We start from the raw sequence: 22,384 nt of genomic DNA on the forward strand, positions 1-22,384 counted from the left end.
CACTCCTGTCCTGTTCAGAAAGACACCGTATCTCATATCATGTTAAGGAAAAAGAATACCTTTTCAATTTAATACACGATAAGGAGGATTTCTATGAAACGTGATATTAGAAAAGCTGTTGAAGAAATCAAAAGTGCAGGGATGGAGGATTTCTTACACCAAGATCCAAGTACTTTTGAGTGCGATGATGATAAATTCTCTCATCATAGATGTACAACAGGGTGTAAATGTACAACAGGACGTAAATGTACAACAGGGCGTAAATGTCCAAGAACAAGATGTACTCGCGTAAAACATTGTACTTTCGTTACAAAATGTACGCATGTAAAAAAATGGACTTTCGTTACAAAATGTACTCGTGTACGCGTTCAAAAATGGACTTTCGTTACAAAAGTTACTCGTAGAAAAGAATGCGTTTTAGTTACAAAACGTACTCGCAGAAAACATTGTACTTTCGTTACAAAATGCATACGCTTTGAAAAGAAATTTTTCTGGACAAAACGAAGTTTCTGTAAAAAATGCGAATTCTTCCCTCACGGACACGGTCGCTCTTGCGATGATGACTGTGATCATGGTAAAGACTGTCACGATGACGGGCACAAATGGAATGATTGCAAAGGTAGCAGACACAAGTCTTCTTCTTGCAAGAATAAAAAATTCGATCACTTCTGGTATAAAAAACGTAATTGCTAGTTTTTTATGTCCACCAAAAAAAGGTCGCTTTGCGACCTTTTTTACGTTTACTGAAAATGACTTATATCTGCAAATTGTTTTACTTTACCACGGTTTTCATCAAATTCAATCACACTAAGACTCGCGCTATGCATAAATGGCTCTTCCCATACATGTTCAATTTCAAAACCTGCAAAATGCCCTACGAGTAATTTCGCTGCTGCAGCATGAGTAACTATTAACATGTTTTCTCCTTTATGCTTTTCTAAAAGAAAGTGTATCCCTTCAATTACTCTTTTATGAACCGCCGCAAAGTTTTCCCCTGATGTTGACTGAAAAAGATGTGGTTCATTCCAAAATAAATGTACTTCTTCTGGATATTGCATTTCCAAATCAGCAATTGTTTGCCCTTCCCATATCCCCATATTTATTTCATAGAAACGTTCATCTTCTATAATTGGAAGATCCCGTTCCCCTTTAATCAATTCAGCAGTATGAAGCGTTCTTTCGCTTGGACTACTATATATGACATGGAGTGGTAAATCCTTCATACGCTCCCCTAATTGTTTCGCTTGTATCATACCATTCTCTGTTAATGCTGAATTTTTCCGTCCTTGCATCCGCCCTGCTACATTCCATTCTGTCTCACCGTGCCTTGTTACATATACCGTTGTCTTCATTTCACATGCCCCCTTACCATTTTGGCCGCGATTTCCACGGCTCTACTCTCCCTACAATCCATTCTGTGCATTTACTTTCAATTCCTTTTATAACTCCGTCAGCAATCTCTTCATGAGTAAGCCATCTTGCATATGTATCTTCTAAAATAAACCCTAATATAATTCTATAATAGCTACATAATGCCCCACCTATTTTTTGCGACTTCGTACGCGATGCACTACTACCTAATATATGAAATAAACTATACTTTTCCGATGACAATTCAACCTCATTACAAATGAGTCGTAATGCATGCTTAGCACTCGAATGTACCCATGCAACAACTAATGTAATTGGACCATTCTGTTCAATTGTATTTGTAATAGATCGCTTTAGATCATCATCATTTTGATAATCTAAAGAAAGGCACGTAATATTTCCCGGCACAGAACTCCCTTGCTTAACATTTTCCAATTTCGTACTATCTCGTCCAATAATAGAAACATGAAACCCTTGATCACAAAGCCACAAAGAAACTTTCTTTAACATTCCTGTTCCACCAATTACAAGTGCATGCAACTTCTTCCCCCCTTAGTAAAATGTCATATGAGGTTTCTCATCTCTATAATAATTTAGACGGTCTTGTAACGTCCCTGAATGAAACTCAAATTTATGACCATCAGGATCAACAAAATATATAGACCCACAATCTCTCACATTACGTTCTCTTCCTTGTAAAATATGAACATTATTTTCTTCTAATCGATGTAACAGGCGTTCAAAATCTTTTTGTTCAACAGAAAATGCGAGGTGCGTATAAGATTGATGAATCTCCTTTCTCGGAATATGTGCCTCTTCGTTCAGTGCTATCCATACTCCACATATATTGAAATATGCAAGTTTTCTCCCTTTAACTAATAGTTCTCCTTCTAGCACTCTTTCATAAAACATAATAGCGTTTTCTAAATTTGATACTGAAAAACAAAGATGATTGATTCCTTTCAACACTCCACGTTCCTCCCTAAACAAATAAAAGATGAGCGAAAATTCACTCATCTTTTATTATACTATTTCTTTGTAATATATGCCCATTTATAACTAAAGTCGCCACCGAACGTATGGTTAGCAATACCATTTACATACGTCTTCTCTAAGTAAGCTGTACTTTGCTGATACGTAGGAGAGATTGCAGCATCTTGACCAATTAAGATTTTTTCAGCTTCTGCAAGTGCTTTCCAGCGTGCTGCGTCATCTTTTAGTAGTTCTCCTTTTGATTTTGCTACTAAATCATCGTACTTCGGATTTGAATAATCCATTTCATTAAATGAGCTTCCAGTAACGAACATATCAATATATGTCATTGGGTCTGGATAATCTGGACTCCATGCAGATAATGAGAATTCATATTCAAATTTCTTTTCTAAATCTAACTTCTGCTTATATGGTTGTTGCTTCAAATTCACTTTAATACCAGGTAAGTTTTTCTCTAATTCTTCTTTAATAAAGTCGCCCACTTTTTTACGGCTACCGTTATCATCATTTAGTAATTCTACTGTAATTGTATCTTGACCAAGTTCTTTCTTCGCTTCTTCCCACAGTTTTTTTGCTTTCGCAGCATTATCTTTACTGTCACGGAAATTTTTATTTACAGTACGGAAGTCTTTTCCATCTGGTCCTGTCGTAAACTTTTCAGGTACTAAGAAATACGCTGGCAATGATCCATCATTCAAAATTACATCCGCAATTCCTTTTTTATCGTACGCTAAATCAATCGCCTCACGAACCTTTTGATTTTTAAACGTTGCATTTTTTTGATTAAAACGTAGGAAATACATACGTGGGTCTAGCTTCGTTTTAAATTCATCTGGTTTATTCTTTTTATATTTGTCTACAAACTCAGAACTTAAAATGACACGGTCTGCTTGATCACTATCATATAAATTTACCCCAGTACTTGTCTCTTTTACTATACCTACATTAATTTCTTGTAATTTTACAGCATCTTTATCCCAATAATTTGGGTTTTTCTTTAACTGGTAACTTTGTTCATGTTTCCATTCACTCATTGTAAATGGTCCATTGTACAATAATTTATCTGCTTCTAATCCGTATTTATCCCCTTGTCCTTTTACATACTTTTCATTTAATGGGAAGAATGTAGGGAACGAAGTAAGCTCAAGGAAATAAGGTGCTGGTTGCTCTAATTCTACTACCAACGTTTTATCATCCTTCGCTTTAACACCTAATTGATCCGACGGTACTTCTCCTTTATTTACTTTCTGTGCATTTTTCACATCAAATAAAATAAATGCATATTCTGCTGCTATTGCTTTATCTAATGTACGTTGCCATGCATATACAAAATCTTGTGCTCGAACTGGATCACCATTTGACCATTTTGCATCACGTAATTCAAATGTATATGTCTTTTTATCTTCACTAATCTTCACGTCTTTGGCCATACCTGGAGTTGGTTTATTATCTTTATCTAGACGATATAATCCTTCCATTGCATTTACAAATACACGGAAAGATACAGAATCTGTTGATTTAGATGTATCCATTGAAGGAATTTCAGCTGTTTCTAGCAAATTTAAAACTTGTTTATCTGCCATTCCCTTACTTGATTCTTTCTTCGTTGTCGAAGCCTTCTCCCCATTCCCACATCCCGCAACCAATACACTAGCCGATAATGTAAGTGCAGCAATTGTTATTGTCTTTCTCTTCATTCTTCCTTCCCCCAATCTATATGTATAAGTTAAAACTTGTATAATATATTTTATTATACAAAAAATTCTGATTATTTTAAATATTTATTTTCATAAAAAGAAAAAAAGCGGTCAGAAATTGCTTTCCCTCCGCTTTGTTGAATAGCATTTACTTGTAAGCCATCCTCTATATCAAATGGATTTTGAACTTTAAATATTTCCTCCATTATCTTCAAAAACTCTTCTTCATTTTTAGATTCACCGTTAATCGTAAGTGAATATGGTTCCACTTCTCCCAATTTATAATCAACAATAAATTGAATTGTCACCTTTTTCCTTGGCATCTCAGGACTCTCCCCCTGAAATTCTACTAATTCTAATCCTTCCGTTCCCCGATAGTATATCCATCCTGAATTTTGAAAATAATTTTCGAACGATTCACCAATTGAAAAGACTGGATATTCATAAAGCGAGCTTGTACGAACTTTTTGAATAATATCCCGATCAGTTGGGAAAAAGAAATGACTAAACAAAATACTAGCAACTGCTAAAATAGTAACGATTGTTGCTCCCATTTTACTCGTTCCACCACTATCACGGATGAGATAATTTTCAACCGATTCATCTTTAATTCCCCGTGCTTTTATTCGATATATACGCCTTTCTGCAAATTGATAAAATAATCCATTTGCAAAAATCCCCATCCCAAATAGAATGAAAACGAGTAATAAAAACGTGAGAGGCACCATATTAATGATTGGCAACGCTACGTTGAACCCCATATAATAAGAAAATGCATCACATGCTACTAATAACAGTATAAATAAAGCAGCAGGTACGTAATACTTACGATATCCAAGCCAACCTACATTAAAAATAGCAGCCAGACCATTCCAGCTCCACCTAGCAATTCGCTTATTCTCAAGCTCCCATTTTCTTTTGTAATATGGATATTGTCTCCCTACATATACTTCTAATTCTTTGTCTATTAGCGAGCTTTCTTCACCTTGTTCATTATGCAAGTTTCGTTGACAATTTGCACAATTCAGCTGATCATTAATACAAGGTCGCCCACAATTTATACATTTCAAAACAATCCCTCTTTCCATCCATACTTCATTGTGAACTACCCACCACTTAGTATCTCTTACGAGCTTACCCCGAAGTGGGGGCTTCTCGGTTCATCTTTCCTTTTGATAGCTAACGAATTTGTCTTAGGACAGCCGAGCTAACTCCCTCGTTCCAAAGGTTGTTTCTTACGATTTATTTAAAATACCTTCATGTTTCAATAACCACTCTTTCCTCCATAAACCACCCGCATACCCAACAAGTTTTCCACTCTTTCCTATTACACGATGGCATGGAACGATAATTGAAATTGGATTCCGGCTATTTGCCCCTCCTATCGCTCGTACAGCTTTCGTATTCCCAACCTTCTCCGCAATATCTAAATATGAAGCACTTACGCCATACGGAACAGTGTAAAGTGCATCCCATACATTCTTTTGGAATGGTGTTCCTTCAGCAGACAATGGAACTGTAAACTCTTTTCTTTTTCCTTCAAAGTATTCATCTAATTCATTTATACATTGTTCAACAAGTTCATTTTTATGTTCTTCTTTTCTTTCTTCAACAAATATAACAGACGTAATTCCTTCTTCGTTCGCTGTAATTTCTAACAAACCTAATTCACTATCATAATAAGCCTGGTACATATGTCATCCTCCAATTCATTACATATTATTTATTGTAACACGAATAGACGAAATTTTTCGTATAAGCGTTTTATTAGGGAAACAAAAAAGAGGATGATACAATGTAAGAAAATTCAATCAAGTGGGATATTTGATGGAGTTTCAACTCTTTTCACCTTATACAATTAAGGACGTTACGCTAAAAAACCGTATCATTATGTCACCTATGTGCATGTATTCATCAGAAAATGAGGATGGCCAAGTAACTAATTTTCATCTCGTCCATTATGGAACCAGGGCTGCTGGCCAAGTAGGTTTAGTTATGATTGAAGCAACAGCTGTGTTACCTGAAGGACGAATTTCTAACAAAGACTTAGGCATTTGGGATGATACTCTAATTGAAGGCTTACATAAAACGACAACATTTATACATAATAACGGTGCAAAAGCAGCCATTCAACTCGCTCACGCCGGAAGAAAGGCTGAATTAGAAACAGATGCTTTCGCTCCCTCAGCAATTCCGTTTAACGATAGAATGAAAATACCAGTAGAAATGAATAAAAAGCAAATTAAAGAAACTGTTTCTGCTTTTCAAAAAGCAGCTTTACGCTCTAAACGAGCGAGGGTTGACGTTATTGAATTACATGGTGCTCACGGTTATCTTATTAATGAATTTCTTTCTCCGCTTTCCAATAAGCGGACTGATGAATACGGGGGCTCACCTGAAAATCGCTATCGTTTCTTACGCGAAATCATCGATGCTGTAAATGAAGTTTGGAACGGACCGTTATTTGTTCGTATTTCAGCAAATGATTATCATCCTGACGGGTTAACGGTTCAAGATTATGTGCAGTATACAGGATGGATGAAAGAACAAGGGGTAGATTTAATCGATTGTAGTTCTGGTGCTGTTGTACCCGCACATATTGATGTGTATCCTGGTTACCAAGTACAATATGCTAAACATATTAAGGAGCATGTTAACATCGCGACTGGTGCGGTAGGATTAATTACAACCGGATCACAAGCAGAGCAAATTTTAAATAATAACGAAGCAGATTTAATTTTTATCGGACGCGAGTTACTTCGTAATCCATACTTCCCAAGAATAGCTGCCAATGAACTTGGCTTTGAATTAAAAGAACCATATCAGTACCGACGAGCACCCGGGAAAATTAAAACTAATAAATAAAACCGAGAAATTATTCTTCTCGGTTTTACTTATTTTATTTCTATAATATCGTTTGAACTATAAATATGAATACCAGATTCTTCACGTAGCGCTGTTATATACATTCCTTTCGCCACATCTTTAGCTGAAATTGGTTTATACTTTTTAAAAGCCCCTTTAAATATAAACGGAAGAATACGAGATAATTTCTCAGCCATTCTTTCCCCAAAACGATATTCTTGTCGATTTCCAACTAATAATGACGGCCTGAAAATGTGTATGCCACCAATAACTAGCTTTTTCAGCTCCTCTTCCATTTTCCCCTTCACTTGCGAGTAAAAGAAAAATGATTTAGGTTTTGCTCCCATTGATGAAATAACAAGAAAATTTTGTACGCCTTGTTTTTCAGCTAAGCAGGCAGCTCGCAATGTATATTCATAATCTACTTTTTTAAAATTCGACTTCGATTTCGCTTTTTTTATCGTTGTTCCTAAGCAACTAAAAACATCATCTACTGCAAAAAATTCTTTATATTCCTCTAATACTGAAAAATCCACCTGTTTCTGTTGCAATTTCTCATGCTGTAATTGTAATGGTTCCCTTACAAAAATAGTAATCGAATCGTAGTAATCTGAGTCAAGTAATAGTCGCGTTATTTCTTGTCCAACTAACCCACTTGCGCCAAGTACTAACGCTGTTCGCTTATTCATATATGTGTATACCTCTTTATTTACTATTCTCTCCTATAGCTAATTGTCGCTAACAGGAGTTTCCGTTCTCCCATTTTATCATAAGTAAAGCGCTATGCGTATGCATAGTGCTTTACTTACTCTTTTTTCTTTTCTTTTTCTTCCGCTGGCAATTTCGTAATTGTTGTAGCATCTCCTAAATTACTTATTAATCTCCTTAAAAAAATTAAAACAAAAGATAATGGCAATACTACGGCAAGTATTAATAAGATAGCCTCCATGAAGTAACCCAAGCACTCATCCCCTTTTTTTCTGCTCCCTCCCAATATATGAAAGTAACATTGTCACATATGCACCCATCATAAAAATTAATACCGTTCTTTTTGACAAATTTATAACAAAAACAAATCGTAATGATTATTATTTATTGCAACTTTCATAAAGATGTATTATACTAGGTTCGCAAACTAAAACGTAATTATTCCGTTTTGCATTAAAACGATATTTTCTTCTTACATTTGGAGAAAATATAAGAAGAAAAAAGAAAAGAGGAGAATTATATGCCTAAAAAATTAGCTCTATTTTCATTTATACTTATTTTCACACTCATCTTTGCTGGATGTTCTAACAACAAAGATAGTGCAGCGAAAAAAGATGGGAAACTTTCTGTTTATACAACCATTTTCCCACTCGCTGACTTTGCAAAAAAAATCGGTGGTGATTATGTAAATGTAGAAACAATTTACCCACCTGGTGCGGATTCTCATACATTTGAACCGAGTCAAAAGCAGACTGTACAAGTTGCGAAAGCCGATTTATTTGTTTATAATGGCGCAGAATTAGAACCATTTGCCGAAAAAATGGAAAAATCATTAAAAAAAGAAAACGTAAAAACTGTAAATGCATCTAAAGATATCGAACTTCGTGCTTCATCTGAAGAAGAGCAGCACGATCATGGCGACGGTCATAAAGAAGATGAACATCATCATGATAAAGACCCACACGTTTGGATAGATCCTACTCTTGCGATGAAACAAGCAGAAAAAATTAAAAATGCACTTGTAGAATTACAGCCTGAACATAAAAAAGAGTTCGAAAAAAACTTTGCAGCACTACAAACAAAATTCACTGATTTAGATGATCAATTTAAAGCAGTTGTTGCAAATGCAAAAACGAAAGAAATATTAGTTTCACACGCAGCTTACGGCTACTGGGAACAACGATACGGTTTGAAACAAATTCCAATCGCTGGAATTTCAGCATCTGATGAACCATCTCAAAAACAGCTTGCTGACATTACAAAAACAGTAAAAGAGCACGGTCTACAATATATTTTATTTGAAACATTCTCTACTCCAAAAGTAGCATCAGTTATTCAAAAAGAAACAGGTACAAAAATTTTACGCTTAAATCACCTTGCTACTATTTCTGAGGATGATGCAAAGAACAATAAAGATTACTTCACATTAATGGAAGAAAACGTAAATACTTTAAAAGAAGCAACAAACTAATCAACTATATTTTCTAGGCAGCTGAATATGTCATTCAGCTGCCTTTTTATGTATTTATCCTTGACTTGATCGAAATAACAAGTAGAATTATCCATATTAGCTTGTAAGCTATACTAATTTAGAAGGTGAGTTGGAACTATGAATCTTCACATTTGTGAAGTAACAGCAAATAATTGGCGTTCAGTTGCTGCTTTAGACGTAGCAAAAGACCAGCAGCAGTTTATTGAAAGCAATGCGTTTTCTTTAGCGGAATCATTATATGAAGAAAACGGAACGTCAGTAGCCTTATATGACAAAGAAACACTCGTTGGATACGCAATGTACGGTTGGTATTCCCAAAAACATGAAAGCGTATGGTTAGATCGTTTTATGATTGACCAACAATTTCAAGGAAAAGGATACGCAAAACGTTTCCTTCGCTTACTAATTCAATTCTTGCAAGAAAAATTCGAATGTAAAATAATTTATTTAAGTTTACATCCTGACAACAAACACGCAATGGGACTATATGAGTCATTTGGCTTCCGTTTAAATGGGGATATTGATGACGAAGGTCCAGTTGTAGGTGTTGTAATGGAATTACTTATAGATGAAAATACAAGCCTGTGAAAACAGGCTTTTTATTATGCATTTATCAATGTTATGTTTTCTATTTTTAGTTTCTTTCCCTTATATACTTCATTTTTGTAATCTAGTATTATCTCATTAAAATGCTCATAAAAAATAAGCCTGCGATTTACGCAGACTTATTTCACACATTCTTCAAAATGTTCTTGGAACCATTCTTTATTAATATCTCTTCCGATGAAAACTACTTCGCTTACCCGCTCTTCGCCCTCTTGCCACTCTCTATCGTACGAAGCAGCAAATAACGTATGCACACCTTGGAAAACAATACGTTTATCTACTCCATCAATAGATAAAATTCCTTTGTAGCGATATAAATGCTCCCCTAGTTCTTGAACGACAGCTGACATCCACTCATTCAATTTTTGTAAATCTAACGGACGTTCTTCACGTAGTACAAACGATTTTACACCTTCTAGATGGTTATGTTCTGTATGAGGGTAAATTTGCAGCGTATCTTTCGTTTTAAACGTTTGAATTTGTAATAACGATGGAATATCTACCTCACAGTTAGTCGCCTCGATTAACTTTGCAGTCGGGTTAATTCCTTGAAGTTCATGCAAGAGATTTTCTTTCTCATTTTCTTCAATTAAATCTAATTTATTAACTAACACAACATCAGCAAAGGCAATTTGTTCTTTTGCTTCTAGTCCCTTTTCAAAATGTTTATGTATATGATAGCTATCTACAACTGTTACAACACCGTTAATTTGATATGCAGATTGAATAACTGGATCTAAAAAGAAAGTTTGAATAATCGGACCTGGATTTGCAAGACCTGTTGTTTCAATTACTAATCCATCAAAGTCCATTTTCCCTTCTGCTTTCACATCCAGTAATTGTTTTAAAGCAACAAGTAAATCTTCACGCACAGTACAGCATAAACAACCGTTTGTCATTTCCATAATTTCTTCTTCGACATTCATAATCAATTGATTATCAATACCAATTTGCCCTATTTCATTTACAATCACTGCTAATTTCTTGCCGTGATCCTCTGATAAAATTCGATTTAATAATGTCGTTTTCCCTGATCCAAGAAAACCAGTTAATATTGTTACTGGAATCATCCCTTACATCTCCTTATAGCTCTATGTTTCTACATTATAGCATATAGAAAAAATCGTTTTTGTAGCAAAACATATTTATTGTATGTACGACCCTGTAACTATATAATAATACGTAGTAAGAAAGCCTTTTCAAAAATATTATTCATTCATATAGGGGGTACTTATAGTGGAACGAGTTCAAATGGCCGAAACGCTAGAATTTTCTCGTATTATTCAAGGTTTTTGGCGTTTAGCAGAATGGAATATGCCAAAGCAAGAGTTACTTTCTTTTATTGAAGACTGTATGGATTTGGGGATTACTACTTTCGATCACGCTGATATTTATGGTGGGTATACGTGTGAAGGATTGTTTGGAGAAGCGTTACAATTAAAGCCTTCCTTACGCAAAAATATGCAAATCATCACTAAATGTGGAATCGCTCCCCCATCACCTAAATTTCCAGAGCGATATGTTGCTCACTACAATACGAGTGCTGAACATATAATAAAAAGCGCGGAAGATTCATTACAAAACTTACATACAGATTATATTGATGTATTGCTCATCCATCGTCCAGATCCATTTATGGATCCAACTGAAGTGGCAGAAGCGTTCTCACGCTTAAAGCAAGAAGGCAAAGTTCGCCACTTCGGTGTATCTAACTTTTTACCTTCACAATTTAATATGTTAAGTTCGTATTTAGATTTCCCACTCATTACAAATCAAATTGAAGTATCTGCGATGCAAATCGAGCATTTTGAAAAAGGTACGATTGATTTATGCCAAGAAAAACGAATCAATCCAATGATTTGGTCACCTCTTGCTGGTGGAGAAATCTTTACTGGCCAATCAGAACGCGCCGTACGTGTACGTGAAACTTTACAAAAAGTTGCTACTGAACTAGGTGTTACTAGCATCGATACTGTTATGTATGCATGGTTACTCGCTCATCCAGCTAACATGATGCCAATCGTTGGCTCTGGTAAATTAGATCGAGTAAAAACGGCTGCAATGGCGACAAAAGTTAATTTAGACCGCCAACAATGGTTTACAATTTTCGAAAGCTCTAATGGACATCCTGTACCATAATAAACAAAAAGAAGAGCTGTTTCTTTACAGCTCTTCTTTTTCATATATATTTCTCGTCATTGCAAATACACACATATCCCTTAATCCATTTCCATCCACCGCAACACTCGCGCTTTCTAAAGTACCCTCTAATTTAAATCCTAATTTCTCAGGTATCGCTCTACTCTTCTTATTTAGAGAATCACAACGAATTTCTACGCGGTTTGCTTTCAATTCAGTGAAAGCATAATCTGTTATACCTTTTGCAGCCTCTACCATATAGCCCTTTCCACTAAACCTTGAATCAATCCAATACCCGATTTCAAATTGAGGTATATCCCAATTAATACGATGTAATCCGGCAGATGCAATAAATTCACCTGTTTCGTTCGAAAAAACTAGTAGTCTCAAATCTTCACGCTGCAAAAATTGAATATGCGATTTTCTAATACTCTCTTCTATTTCTTCCTCTGTTTGCTCTTTTTGTGCAAAGACCATCCAAGGTTTTAATTCTTGTATTGAAGCTTGAATTGCGTCATATACAACTTTACCATCACCTGGTTTTGGCATTCGAATAAAAAGCCTGTCAGTATAAAATTCAGAAGGAAAATCGAATAATAACGGATTCACTGTAAACACTCCCTATAATTCTTTTATATATAATAATATCCATCTCAAGTTATACAGTAAAGAAATTTCTGAATTTTAAACTTTTTGATCATTCACTTCCATCGCCACACGCACTCCAGATTCAATCGCACCTTGAATCCATCCGTGATACAGCGTTGTATGATCACCAGCAAAATATATTCTCCCCTCAGGTTTTACAATGACTGGCTGTAATTCTGATTCTTGGCCAGCTTGAAATAGTGCAAACCCTCCAAGCGCATATGGATCTAATGTCCAACTCTTTGATATTCCAGACATGAACTCATCATATACTTGACCACCTAATATTGTTGCTAAATTTTGTAGTGTGTAATAGATACGATCCCCCTTTGATACCCCATCCCATAACAACGCATCATAAGACCATGTATAGCTTCCTAACATCATAGCAGGCCCTTTCTCTCCGATTCCATGGCTTGGATAATACGCATAACGTATAGGAAGATCTGTTATAATTCTCCCACCTAATTGCCCTTGTTCCTCCCAAAAACGACTTTTAAATTGAATTCCTATTTTTGTAGCTGGCATATAATGCAATTCGCGAATTGTTTTCCACTTCGCATGAGATATCGAATCAAATGGATCTACTTCTACAAATCGCATTGTTGAAAAAGGAATTGTAACAATAACTAAATCCCCTGTAATACTACTATATTCAAAAGTTTCCTCGTTCCGGTAATAGGCTGTTACACTATTGGCTTGTTGATGAAGCTTCATTAATTTTTGATTATATATAATATTTTCTTCTAATTGTGGTAAAAAAGACTTTGGTAATCTATCATTCCCACCTATTATTTCGCAAAATCCGCTCTCCTCTTGCATAATATATAAAAAACGTAACGTCTCAACGAATGACCTTTCTAAAAAACCTTCTAAATCTAATAGAACACCTATCATCTCAATCGTTACTGGCGAAAAATACGTATTATATTGATAAGGATGATATTTTAAAAATTGACCTGTAGAATATCTCCCAAAATCCTTTACTACAATATCCCAATTTTTCTCTGGGTTCTTTTTTATAAAATTTATAATGGGCTGTACCGCTAACATTAATAGTTCCTCAGACGTTTTCCCAACTTCATTCATTTCCACAGGATATCTTAAAATACTTGGATCTTTTTCGTATTGTTTTAATGTCGTTTTCCGACCATTTACGTAGATAATATCTGTCTCATTCCTATTAATAAAAGGGCTCACCTGTAGCCCAAACTTTCTTATATATGCCATCGTTAATGTATGCGAATACGGAATTCTCATCGCTCCAACATCTAAATATAATCCGGTATCTTCCATCCTAACTGTCTCTATGCGGCCACCTACACGGTTGTTCGCTTCAAAAACCTTCACTTCATGCCCTGCTGCTTTTAATAAAGATGCCGAAACTAATCCAGCCATACCAGCCCCTACTACAATGATTTGTTTCGGACGTGTCGTCTTCTTCAATCCCTTATTTATAACTTTTAACGTTTCATCCATCTCATTGTTAAACATTATATCTTTCTGCACAATCCCACCCCTTACTTCATGAAATACAAATTAGTGGTTTAGTGCATTTTATTCATAAATTCACTTAAACATAACACCACCACAATTTGAAAATTCACTAAAAATACATAAGGTGCAGCTCTCCCCCTTCCACATGCTTCATATGATAAACATACAGATAGTAACTGTATGGAAAGGGTGGATACACATGAAACGTACTTACGATTATCAGGCTACAAAAAAACATTTAGAATTAAAGAAACAGCAGTTATGTAAAAAACTCACTAGCGTTAAACTAACTGAAGAAGAACGCAAGCAAATACATTTAGAAATTGATAACTACGAATATATATTAAACTTAGTCGAAATGAATCATTATGAACGAGGGTTTTCTCATTAAAAGCGGATAAAAAATTATTCACTTTTCCTTTTGAGCATTTCACTACGCATTTTTCGTAAGTAAATATATAATAGGATGTACATTAAGATTGAGAGGTATATTCTATGATCAAATTAAGTGTATTAGACCAATCACCTATTTCAGATGGTAGCACAGCAGCCCAAGCTATTTCACATACAGTTACGCTTGCACAAGAAGTTGAGAAACTCGGATTCACACGTTTTTGGGTATCCGAGCACCATAATTCAGTTAGCTTAGCTGGTTCAAGTCCAGAAATACTCATTTCACATATTGCCGCGAAAACTGACCGTATTAGAGTTGGTTCTGGTGGTGTTATGCTGCCACATTATAGTCCATATAAAGTTGCCGAGAATTTCCGCGTTTTAGAAGCACTTTATAGGGGCCGCATCGACCTTGGTGTCGGGAGAGCGCCTGGTGGTATGCCGATAGCAACTCGCGCACTTCAAGAAGGTAAAATGGTCTCACTTGATCAATATCCAGAACAAATTGCAGATGTTGCTATGTACTTACATGATCAAGTACCAGAAAACCATCATTATGCAAACTTAAAGGCTACTCCAGTTATCCCAACATCTCCTGAAATGTGGATGCTCGGTTCTAGCGGAGAAAGTGCAATGATTGCTGCAAAACAAGGCGCTTCTTTTGCATTTGCACAGTTCATTAACGGATACGGTGGCCCTGAAGTAATGAAGGCTTACCAAGAACAATTCCAACCTTCCTATTTAGGTGATAAACCAAAATCAATCGTATCTATTTTTGTTATTTGCGGAGAAACAAATGAAGAAGCGGAGAAGATTGCATCAAGCCTTGATTTATCGATTTTACTATTAGAACAAGGAAAACGGACTACTGGTACTCCTTCTATTGAAACTGCTCAAAATTATTCGTATAGTGCTTATGATCTATTCCGCATAAAAGAAAATCGTCAACGTATGATTGTCGGTGATCCGTCTTCTGTGAAAGAAAAAATATTAAACTTAAGCAAAGCGTATAATACTGACGAATTTATGATTGTCACGATTACTCATCAATTTGAACATAAATTAAACTCTTATCGCCTATTGGCAGATGCTTTTAATTTATAATAACGAAAAGGAGATGCATCACATATGATGCATCTCCTTTTCTTACTACCAATCAATTGTTTTTGCTTCCTATATATTCAATAGCTTCTTTTAATAACTCATCAAAATTATGAGGATAATCATGATTTAAGTTAGGCACAACTTTATACTTATGTTCTATATTTTTATCCTTTAATAACGTTACAAATTGCTGTGTACCTTCAAAACAATCTTCATCTTGATCCCCACATATTATATATCCTTTTATGCTTTTATCATGCAATATTCCAATCATTTCTTCCCATTCTTCCATTTCCGGGAGCCACGGTGCCACAAAAATAAAACCGTTCACTTCTATTTCACCTTGTAACATGGAATGTAACGCTACTCTTGCCCCAGCAGAAAAGCCACCAATAATAATATTCCCAAATGTTTTATTCACTTTAATCTTATTGTAATGTCCTTTTAACTCTTCTCTTCCTCTTTCGATATTATCCCACACATATCCATCTGAAAATTGAATTTGGGAAGATTGAGGCAATGCTAGCATAAAACCTTGTTCCATTACAGAGTTCCAATATGGTTCTATTATTTGTATATTTTCTTGATCCCCATGCAGTGTTATTAGTAGATTTTCAGTTTGTTTGCTGTATTTATATTTCACGTCTGCTTGTTCCGATTTCTTTGCTAATTCTTCTCTTTCTTTACATAATTGAACCATTCTATGAAACTCTTCAAATTTATGTAGTGGTTTTAAATCATCATCGGAAATTAAATACTCACTTCCGTACCAAAATCCATTTTCTATAATTGCTTTCTTCATTAAATGCAACGCTTCTTCTTCAAGTCCTGCTGCACTTGCTAATGCATATTTAAAATTATATATTTGTGCTTCATTACCCATTACATCTTTAGCATTATTCATTATATAAGAATACGCTTCAAAACTTCCTTTATTTGCATAACAATGTAACGTTTCATTTAATAACTTAATATAAGTCATATTATTTTCCATATAGGAATTCCCCCGTAACCTTTTATAATAATTGCTTCTCCAATCTTCCTATCATTCTAGGGTCACGGTATAAGTAGTTAAATTCTACAATTCAACTTAACAATACCTGATTCTCAGAATGATATTTAATAGTTAATGTATGTATACGCATAATACACCACTCCTTCCTATCCACTAGTTGTAGTATAAAGTTAAATAAACTGAAAAATCAATATTTTAATAAAAAAAAGACAACAATAATATTATTGTTGTTCTCATAACATCTGCCCACTATTCTTTTTTTTCTTATCTGGTTTACTTGAAACTAAATAATGCTTTTCTGAAATATATAAGTTTCTTTTTAATATACGATTTAAATATGGTCCTAGCTTCACTCCGCATATGAGGCGATCTTCGCTATCTTCAACAATTGGGAACATTTCTTTTTCTGTTACATATTGATCTACGGCCTTTTGTACGATATCAATTTCTTTAACTAGGTTTAAATTTTCTTCTGTATGTTCAAATACTTCAAGCGTTTCCTTCGTTATCAGAAAAAAATTTGTTGGAAATGCAGGTAAATAGGGCTTTAACAAATCATAATTTACTGTGTAATCATCATTTACTAAAACTGTATAAACGATATTAGCATTCGTTTCTAGAAACTTCGCCATCGCTTGTTCTAATTCATCTTTCGTAATTTCCCTATCTTCTTTTCCAGTTCTGAAAAAGCGAAACATTGTATCGCCTCCTTTTTACTATATTATAGCATAAAAGAAAACTGAAAAATTATAAAAAACTCTATTGAAAGAATTTTTCAATAGAGTTTTTCTTTAATCCATTTATGTTTATTTTAAGAATGCACTTAACATCCATACATGTTGTTCTAATGTCGTATGAATTGCTAATAGCATATCAGCCGATGTTTCATCATCAGCTTCATCAGCTACTTCCATACCTTCTTTTAATTCTTGAATAAGTGCAGAAAAATCATTTACTAAAATTTGCACCATTTCTTCTGCAGACTCTTTGCTTGTCCCTTCGATTACAGTTGAAGTTGCTAAATACTCTTTCATTGTCGCTAACGGTTTTCCTTCTAACGCTAAAATACGCTCTGCTAACTCATCAATGTATGTTCCTGCTTCATTATAAAACTCTTCAAATTTCTCATGTAATGTAAAGAAGTGCGGTCCTGTCACATACCAATGATAATTATGCAGTTTGACATATAATACATTCCAGTTTGCTACCTGCTTGTTTAATACTTCAACAACATTTGTTTTCGTACTCATACAATCCACTCCTCTTATCATGTTACTATCTTTTAATAACCTAACCTCATTTTACCATACATTTCCTATTATTCCGAATAAACAGCTTACATGTAACAAAGTTTTAACACCTTTAATATTTCCCTAATATCATATAATTCATGTATCCTTTCAACCAGTTCATATGTCTAATTGTCCAAGCTCACACATAAGCATAATAGTAAGTTAAGCTCATCATAGAAGAAAGAGGGATAACATGGACAATCAACAATGGCAAGTAGCAAAGAAAGTCGCTGCTACTTATATCGGAACTGTCGTTGGAGCTGGATTTGCTACTGGGCGAGAAATTGTTGAATTTTTCACAGTGAACGGATTGTACGGGACCATTGGCATATGTATAAGTGGATTTTTTTTTATTTGGCTCGGTACAAAGATGATGTTGCTCTCCTCACAAATCGGGGCATTTTCAGCGCAAGATTTCAACAAATATTTATTTGGAGATGTATTTGGAAATGTTATAAACACATTATTATTACTCGTATTATTTGGTGTAACGAGCGTTATGTTATCAGGAGCCGGGGCAGTATTTGAAGAACAACTTCGCCTCCCGAGACAACTTGGTATTTTCATCACAGTCATCGCCTGTCTCATTATTGGGAGCCGGGGATTACAAGGTGTCTTTGAAGTAAATACACTTGTCGTACCTATTATGATGATCTTTATTATCGGACTTGCTATTACAACCTTTATTCATGGTACAACTCCTATTATGGACACCGTTCCTACAGAAAGTTGGAATATGAAATGGATCACTAGTCCTATTACATATGTCGCATTAAATCTTTCTCTCGCCCAAAGTGTTCTCGTCCCATTGGCCGGTGAAGTAAAAGATCGAAAAGCTATTTTATGGGGGGGGATTTTAGGAGGTGCGGGGCTTTGCTTTATTTTATTATGTAGCCATTTAGCAATATTATCAGTTGAACAATTTTATCAATATAACATCCCAATGGCTGAAGTTGTAAGAAGGTTTAATGCAACTTTCCATTTTTTCTTTGTTCTTATCATTTTTGGTGAAGTATTCACAACATTAGTTGGGAATATATTCGGAATGACAAAACAAATGCAATCCATTACCGGATGGAAAAGTAATAACATTATTTACTTCATATTACTAATTAGTTATTGCTTTAGTTTCATCGGATATAGTGAATTACTTCATATTCTATATCCTATTATCGGTTGGGTGAGCATCATTTTACTACCGATTATTGCCTTTAAACAACTTCAAAAAACATGAAAAAACATCCGTGTATACGGATGTTTTTTCATCTTCATTCACAGTCTTCACATACTTCCCAGTACGGCCCCATTTCTACTGCAAGATATGGCTTTAATTGCAAACGAATCATTCGACTTGGCATGCGTTCCAATACGAATTGAATGCCGTCTTCCTCTTCATCCAACTCAACTTTTGAAATAGCAATTCTTTGCATAGTAGTAATAGGGCTTCCATCTTTATATAAAGTGATTTTCACCTCATCATACTCATTAAAATACAATTCAACATTCATTTGCTTTTTTAACATTTCATCAACAATTTCATAATTATCATTTTGTTCCTGGATTATATATTTCCAGCCGCCTCTATCTAATTTTATCGGAGCAGCTTGGAATAATGTCATCAAATCCTCGTATAGCATAAGATAACCCCTCTCTTACTAAAAAACGATGAGTATTTTATATACCCTTTATCTCTATCACTATCCATGTTTATTGTACCATATATCACGAATCTTACTGCATTCATTTGCTTTATAAACTCATACAAAACATATAGTATTTTCAGTTCACTCTCTATTCACTAGTACGTCCTCTTACTGATAACTTATCACTTTCCTTATTTCCTACACACTACTTATAACTCTTAAAAAACCACAAAAAAGAAGAGTAATTTATATCACTCTCCTCATAAGACTTTTCCTGTAGCAGCTAATGCTAACACTATAATTAAACTTGCAAATAATAGTGATACAATTAAACTAAAAATCGGTAATATTTTCTTTTCATTCTTCTTAAATAATAACCTTAAACTAAGAATGATATTTAATGGAACAAATATAAAATAAAAGTATTTAACGATTTGTAATGAGCTATTTGAAAGTGTTTTAAATACAAACACTTCAATTAAAAAAGCAACAAAGAATAAAATGCTTAACCAAAACGAGACATAGCTAAGCCAAGAATGTCTTTTCGTTCCCCAATACACTCCCATACTGATCTCCTTTAAACGTAGTCTATATTATATTAATTATACACCCGCTTAACAAATTCCTCTATTTTTCGACAAACATTACATACATTGAACCTCTAATCCGTTTATCAGCTAAAAGACTGTCTCTAATAGCACTAATGCTATTTTGAGACAGCCTCCCCTTTTTATACTTTAAATCTTTCAATTAATACTTGTAACTCTTCCGCCATTTGAGATAGTGTACCAGCCGCAGAACCAATTTCTTCCATAGAAGCTAACTGCTCCTCAGCTGACGCTGCAACACTTTGTGTACTCGTCGCATTATTTTGTGCCGTCATAGCAATTTGACCAACCGAAATAGATACTTCATTTGCACCTTTTGACATCCCATTAGCTGTTTCAACCATCGTTTTAATTTGGTTAGCAATTTCATTTGTAGATTGTAAAATTTCAGTGAAATTTTGTTTTGTTTCATTTGCAATAACAAGTCCAGATTGCACTTCTTCATTTACATTATTCATAGATTTTACTGTCTTACTCATATCATCTTGTATTTCACAAATTAATTTACTAATTTCACTTGATGATACACTAGATTGTTCTGCTAATTTTCGTACTTCATCAGCAACAATTGCAAAGCCTCTTCCATGCTCACCAGCTCTTGCAGCCTCAATTGCTGCATTTAAAGCTAGAAGATTTGTCTGATCTGCAATATTTTGAATAACTTCTAAAATATCACCAATTTGCTTTGATTTGTTATTCAACAACTGAATAACAGCATCTGACTGTGAAACAGATTCCGCAATAGATTGCATTTGATTTACTGTTTTTCCAACTAGCTTTCCACCATCTTCTGCTTTTTCACGAGTGTGAGCAGAAGCAGTATTAATAGATGATGAGCTATTTGCTACATGCTGAATCCCTTCTGTTACATCAAACAGTAACATAGCACCATTTTCTACGCTTGCTGTTTGCGTCGTTGCCCCACTTGATATTTCATCCATTGCCATTGTAATTTGTTCCGTTGCTTCACTCGCTTGTCTTACACTCGCAGTTAGCTCTTCTGATGCCGCTGCTACATGCCCGGCCGAATCATTAATTCTTCCAATTAACGTTCTTAGTGAATCTGTCATTTCATTAAAACCTTTTGCAAGTTGACCGATTTCATCGTTTGAATGAATTTCAATTGTTTGCGTTAAATCTCCTTCACTTATTTCTTTAGAAGTGGCAACTAATCTCTTTAAAGGTTTTGTAATAGAAAGAGTTACGAAATAAATAAGTGCCCCTCCTACAACTAATGAAATAAGCATAACAATTAACATATTATAAAATACAGGCTGAGCAGCTTCAATTACTTCATTTGAGTACATCGTTCCACCGATTTTCCAACCTGTTTTTAAGTTTGTAGCAAATACCATTTTCTTTTCACTACCATCATACGTGTATGAAAAAGTGCCTTGATTATCTTCGTAAATTCTCTTTGCCCAAGAATCAGCTGCTTTATCTCCTGGTTTTTCTTGAGGATGCGCAATTATTTTTTGTTTTCCATCTAAAATGAAAGTATATCCTTTTTTACCGATATTGATTAACTTTGTTGTTTTCAATAAATTCTCTAAACTTAAATCTACCGCAACAACACCATTTTTATCTTCTGTTTGTTTCGCAATCGTTACGACAATATGTCCATTTCCTTTCGCCTTATACGGTTCAGTGACCACGATTCCACCTTGTTTACTCACTGCATCTTTATACCAAGAACGAGTTGTTGGATCATAATCTGCTGCCATTTGTATATTTGGTTCTTGCACAAACTTCTTATCATTGCCGGCAACATATACTTGTTCAATATCTTTATTTAAATTAATATATTGAGATAATACCTTTCTTAATTCATCTTGATTATCTCCTTGATACATATCACTATGAATCACTCGTGCAAAGTTATTTACTTCGTTAAATTTCGCCTCAATCATTTGATTGATTAAATTATCTAATATTTTTATATTATCGTGAGCACTACTCGTAATTTGTGATTCAAAATTCTTTTTAGCCGTTTGATAAGACATTCCTCCAATAATAGAGACAGCTGCAATTAAAATTATCAAAAATGAAATTAATAGCTTTTTTGCTACTTTTATATCTCGAAACCACCTTAACAGTTTACTCATTATAAACCTCCTACATTTAAATGTTAAGTTTTAAAGATAAATAACCAATTATGAATATATCCCATTCCCTATCCTCTATTTTTACAATTCGTTTTTGATAAACACCTTGTAAAGTTTAAACAAATATTCCCCATTTGTCTATATATATGAATAATATTATTATAAAATTTACAAATACAAAAAACCAAAGGAATAGTCCTTTGGTTTT

The 22,384-nt window shown here is 34.5% G+C and carries 25 protein-coding genes; 8 read left to right on the forward strand and 17 right to left on the reverse strand.

The genetic code is table 11. The annotated features are described in order from the left end of the window. The first annotated feature begins 93 nt into the window (after positions 1 to 93). Complete coding sequence (gene exsB, locus SB773_RS21675) at positions 94 to 693, forward strand: exosporium protein ExsB (protein WP_113734624.1); 600 nt, start codon at positions 94 to 96, stop codon at positions 691 to 693. Positions 694 to 740: 47 nt separating this feature from the next. Here exsB and SB773_RS21680 read toward each other — a convergent pair whose 3' ends face one another. The 6 genes from SB773_RS21680 to SB773_RS21705 all read right to left on the reverse strand — a co-directional run bounded on the left by SB773_RS21680 (position 741) and on the right by SB773_RS21705 (position 5,755). After that, a complete protein-coding gene (locus tag SB773_RS21680; RefSeq protein ID WP_410592015.1) occupies positions 741 to 1,352 on the reverse strand; it encodes a phosphoserine phosphatase 1 in 612 nt (203 codons plus the stop codon). A 13-nt stretch (positions 1,353 to 1,365) separates the two neighbouring features. Further along, complete coding sequence (locus tag SB773_RS21685; RefSeq protein ID WP_215577010.1) at positions 1,366 to 1,911, reverse strand: short-chain dehydrogenase; 546 nt, start codon at positions 1,909 to 1,911, stop codon at positions 1,366 to 1,368. Positions 1,912 to 1,923: 12 nt separating this feature from the next. Continuing rightward, positions 1,924 to 2,340: a FosBx1 family fosfomycin resistance bacillithiol transferase gene (gene fosB, locus SB773_RS21690; RefSeq protein ID WP_410592017.1), complete on the reverse strand. Its 417-nt coding sequence runs from the start codon at positions 2,338 to 2,340 to the stop codon at positions 1,924 to 1,926. 59 nt (positions 2,341 to 2,399) lie between these two features. Beyond that, positions 2,400 to 4,061 (reverse strand): peptide ABC transporter substrate-binding protein, encoded by a 1,662-nt coding sequence (locus SB773_RS21695; protein ID WP_410592019.1) that lies wholly within the window; start codon positions 4,059 to 4,061, stop codon positions 2,400 to 2,402. Between the two features lie 71 nt (positions 4,062 to 4,132). Further along, complete coding sequence (locus tag SB773_RS21700; RefSeq protein WP_002126993.1) at positions 4,133 to 5,131, reverse strand: DUF2628 domain-containing protein; 999 nt, start codon at positions 5,129 to 5,131, stop codon at positions 4,133 to 4,135. 165 nt (positions 5,132 to 5,296) lie between these two features. Next, positions 5,297 to 5,755 (reverse strand): methylated-DNA--[protein]-cysteine S-methyltransferase, encoded by a 459-nt coding sequence (locus tag SB773_RS21705; protein WP_002135839.1) that lies wholly within the window; start codon positions 5,753 to 5,755, stop codon positions 5,297 to 5,299. Positions 5,756 to 5,888: 133 nt separating this feature from the next. Between SB773_RS21705 and namA the strand changes: the two genes are divergently transcribed. Then, positions 5,889 to 6,926 carry an NADPH dehydrogenase NamA gene (gene namA / locus SB773_RS21710; RefSeq protein ID WP_060752107.1) on the forward strand — a complete coding sequence of 346 codons (1,038 nt, stop codon included), beginning with the start codon at positions 5,889 to 5,891 and terminating at the stop codon, positions 6,924 to 6,926. 29 nt (positions 6,927 to 6,955) lie between these two features. On the opposite strand, the gene SB773_RS21715 is transcribed toward namA, so the two are convergent. After that, positions 6,956 to 7,615 (reverse strand): oxidoreductase, encoded by a 660-nt coding sequence (locus SB773_RS21715; RefSeq protein WP_060752108.1) that lies wholly within the window; start codon positions 7,613 to 7,615, stop codon positions 6,956 to 6,958. A gap of 116 nt (positions 7,616 to 7,731) precedes the next feature. Beyond that, entirely contained in the window at positions 7,732 to 7,875 is a 144-nt protein-coding gene (locus SB773_RS21720) for a hypothetical protein (RefSeq protein WP_087945945.1), read from the reverse strand. Positions 7,876 to 8,154: 279 nt separating this feature from the next. Here SB773_RS21720 and SB773_RS21725 point away from each other — a divergent pair, with 279 nt between their 5' ends. Beyond that, positions 8,155 to 9,105: a metal ABC transporter substrate-binding protein gene (locus tag SB773_RS21725; protein ID WP_060752109.1), complete on the forward strand. Its 951-nt coding sequence runs from the start codon at positions 8,155 to 8,157 to the stop codon at positions 9,103 to 9,105. Between the two features lie 138 nt (positions 9,106 to 9,243). Next, a complete protein-coding gene (locus tag SB773_RS21730) occupies positions 9,244 to 9,714 on the forward strand; it encodes a GNAT family N-acetyltransferase (RefSeq protein ID WP_044444227.1) in 471 nt (156 codons plus the stop codon). A 137-nt stretch (positions 9,715 to 9,851) separates the two neighbouring features. Here the strand turns inward: SB773_RS21730 and SB773_RS21735 are convergent, their stop codons facing one another. Beyond that, the gene (locus tag SB773_RS21735; protein ID WP_002086082.1) at positions 9,852 to 10,802 is read right to left on the reverse strand and encodes a CobW family GTP-binding protein; all 951 of its coding nucleotides are present in this window, start codon (positions 10,800 to 10,802) and stop codon (positions 9,852 to 9,854) included. 166 nt (positions 10,803 to 10,968) lie between these two features. On the opposite strand from SB773_RS21735, the gene SB773_RS21740 reads away from it, so the two are divergent. Next, on the forward strand, positions 10,969 to 11,871 hold the full coding sequence (locus SB773_RS21740) for an aldo/keto reductase (protein ID WP_410592025.1): 903 nt from the start codon (positions 10,969 to 10,971) through the stop codon (positions 11,869 to 11,871). Between the two features lie 24 nt (positions 11,872 to 11,895). Here SB773_RS21740 and SB773_RS21745 read toward each other — a convergent pair whose 3' ends face one another. Together SB773_RS21745 and SB773_RS21750 are read right to left on the reverse strand one after the other, a co-directional pair. Continuing rightward, entirely contained in the window at positions 11,896 to 12,480 is a 585-nt protein-coding gene (locus SB773_RS21745; RefSeq protein WP_060752113.1) for a GNAT family N-acetyltransferase, read from the reverse strand. Between the two features lie 75 nt (positions 12,481 to 12,555). Continuing rightward, entirely contained in the window at positions 12,556 to 14,028 is a 1,473-nt protein-coding gene (locus SB773_RS21750; RefSeq protein ID WP_044444230.1) for a flavin monoamine oxidase family protein, read from the reverse strand. A gap of 187 nt (positions 14,029 to 14,215) precedes the next feature. Between SB773_RS21750 and SB773_RS21755 the strand changes: the two genes are divergently transcribed. Then, positions 14,216 to 14,407, forward strand: coding sequence for a DUF3896 family protein (locus tag SB773_RS21755; protein ID WP_002012420.1), 192 nt, complete (start codon positions 14,216 to 14,218; stop codon positions 14,405 to 14,407). A 104-nt stretch (positions 14,408 to 14,511) separates the two neighbouring features. Next, positions 14,512 to 15,513, forward strand: a complete 1,002-nt coding sequence (locus SB773_RS21760) for an LLM class flavin-dependent oxidoreductase (RefSeq protein ID WP_044444231.1) — start codon at positions 14,512 to 14,514, stop codon at positions 15,511 to 15,513. 52 nt (positions 15,514 to 15,565) lie between these two features. On the opposite strand, the gene SB773_RS21765 is transcribed toward SB773_RS21760, so the two are convergent. From SB773_RS21765 to SB773_RS21775, 3 genes are all read right to left on the reverse strand, one after another. Continuing rightward, positions 15,566 to 16,507 (reverse strand): alpha/beta hydrolase, encoded by a 942-nt coding sequence (locus tag SB773_RS21765; protein WP_060752115.1) that lies wholly within the window; start codon positions 16,505 to 16,507, stop codon positions 15,566 to 15,568. A 254-nt stretch (positions 16,508 to 16,761) separates the two neighbouring features. Continuing rightward, positions 16,762 to 17,226 (reverse strand): DUF3939 domain-containing protein, encoded by a 465-nt coding sequence (locus SB773_RS21770; RefSeq protein WP_000488199.1) that lies wholly within the window; start codon positions 17,224 to 17,226, stop codon positions 16,762 to 16,764. A gap of 108 nt (positions 17,227 to 17,334) precedes the next feature. Then, positions 17,335 to 17,778, reverse strand: coding sequence for a Dps family protein (locus tag SB773_RS21775; protein ID WP_002012416.1), 444 nt, complete (start codon positions 17,776 to 17,778; stop codon positions 17,335 to 17,337). 235 nt (positions 17,779 to 18,013) lie between these two features. On the opposite strand from SB773_RS21775, the gene SB773_RS21780 reads away from it, so the two are divergent. Beyond that, on the forward strand, positions 18,014 to 19,054 hold the full coding sequence (locus SB773_RS21780; protein ID WP_060752116.1) for a YkvI family membrane protein: 1,041 nt from the start codon (positions 18,014 to 18,016) through the stop codon (positions 19,052 to 19,054). Positions 19,055 to 19,088: 34 nt separating this feature from the next. Here the strand turns inward: SB773_RS21780 and SB773_RS21785 are convergent, their stop codons facing one another. From SB773_RS21785 to SB773_RS21795, 3 genes are all read right to left on the reverse strand, one after another. Beyond that, positions 19,089 to 19,457, reverse strand: a complete 369-nt coding sequence (locus tag SB773_RS21785) for a DUF3979 family protein (protein ID WP_002126974.1) — start codon at positions 19,455 to 19,457, stop codon at positions 19,089 to 19,091. 266 nt (positions 19,458 to 19,723) lie between these two features. Next, the gene (locus tag SB773_RS21790; protein WP_002012413.1) at positions 19,724 to 20,029 is read right to left on the reverse strand and encodes a hypothetical protein; all 306 of its coding nucleotides are present in this window, start codon (positions 20,027 to 20,029) and stop codon (positions 19,724 to 19,726) included. A gap of 164 nt (positions 20,030 to 20,193) precedes the next feature. After that, positions 20,194 to 22,176: a methyl-accepting chemotaxis protein gene (locus tag SB773_RS21795; protein WP_088032612.1), complete on the reverse strand. Its 1,983-nt coding sequence runs from the start codon at positions 22,174 to 22,176 to the stop codon at positions 20,194 to 20,196. Positions 22,177 to 22,384: the final 208 nt, after the last annotated feature.

This window comes from Bacillus sp. SIMBA_074 (assembly GCF_046534555.1).
Taxonomy (GTDB): Bacteria; Bacillota; Bacilli; order Bacillales; family Bacillaceae_G; genus Bacillus_A; species Bacillus_A mycoides.

Bases quoted from the DNA above. Each gene is read 5' to 3' on its own strand.
- exsB (WP_113734624.1), top strand. From the start codon at position 94: ATGAAACGTGATATTAGAAAAGCTGTTGAAGAAATCAAAAGTGCAGGG.
- SB773_RS21680 (WP_410592015.1), bottom strand. From the start codon at position 1,352: ATGAAGACAACGGTATATGTAACAAGGCACGGTGAGACAGAATGGAAT.
- SB773_RS21695 (WP_410592019.1), bottom strand. From the start codon at position 4,061: ATGAAGAGAAAGACAATAACAATTGCTGCACTTACATTATCGGCTAGT.
- SB773_RS21705 (WP_002135839.1), bottom strand. From the start codon at position 5,755: ATGTACCAGGCTTATTATGATAGTGAATTAGGTTTGTTAGAAATTACA.
- namA (WP_060752107.1), top strand. From the start codon at position 5,889: ATGGAGTTTCAACTCTTTTCACCTTATACAATTAAGGACGTTACGCTA.
- SB773_RS21715 (WP_060752108.1), bottom strand. From the start codon at position 7,615: ATGAATAAGCGAACAGCGTTAGTACTTGGCGCAAGTGGGTTAGTTGGA.
- SB773_RS21720 (WP_087945945.1), bottom strand. From the start codon at position 7,875: ATGGAGGCTATCTTATTAATACTTGCCGTAGTATTGCCATTATCTTTT.
- SB773_RS21725 (WP_060752109.1), top strand. From the start codon at position 8,155: ATGCCTAAAAAATTAGCTCTATTTTCATTTATACTTATTTTCACACTC.
- SB773_RS21730 (WP_044444227.1), top strand. From the start codon at position 9,244: ATGAATCTTCACATTTGTGAAGTAACAGCAAATAATTGGCGTTCAGTT.
- SB773_RS21735 (WP_002086082.1), bottom strand. From the start codon at position 10,802: ATGATTCCAGTAACAATATTAACTGGTTTTCTTGGATCAGGGAAAACG.
- SB773_RS21755 (WP_002012420.1), top strand. From the start codon at position 14,216: ATGAAACGTACTTACGATTATCAGGCTACAAAAAAACATTTAGAATTA.
- SB773_RS21760 (WP_044444231.1), top strand. From the start codon at position 14,512: ATGATCAAATTAAGTGTATTAGACCAATCACCTATTTCAGATGGTAGC.
- SB773_RS21765 (WP_060752115.1), bottom strand. From the start codon at position 16,507: ATGGAAAATAATATGACTTATATTAAGTTATTAAATGAAACGTTACAT.
- SB773_RS21770 (WP_000488199.1), bottom strand. From the start codon at position 17,226: ATGTTTCGCTTTTTCAGAACTGGAAAAGAAGATAGGGAAATTACGAAA.
- SB773_RS21775 (WP_002012416.1), bottom strand. From the start codon at position 17,778: ATGAGTACGAAAACAAATGTTGTTGAAGTATTAAACAAGCAGGTAGCA.
- SB773_RS21780 (WP_060752116.1), top strand. From the start codon at position 18,014: ATGGACAATCAACAATGGCAAGTAGCAAAGAAAGTCGCTGCTACTTAT.
- SB773_RS21785 (WP_002126974.1), bottom strand. From the start codon at position 19,457: ATGCTATACGAGGATTTGATGACATTATTCCAAGCTGCTCCGATAAAA.
- SB773_RS21790 (WP_002012413.1), bottom strand. From the start codon at position 20,029: ATGGGAGTGTATTGGGGAACGAAAAGACATTCTTGGCTTAGCTATGTC.
- SB773_RS21795 (WP_088032612.1), bottom strand. From the start codon at position 22,176: ATGAGTAAACTGTTAAGGTGGTTTCGAGATATAAAAGTAGCAAAAAAG.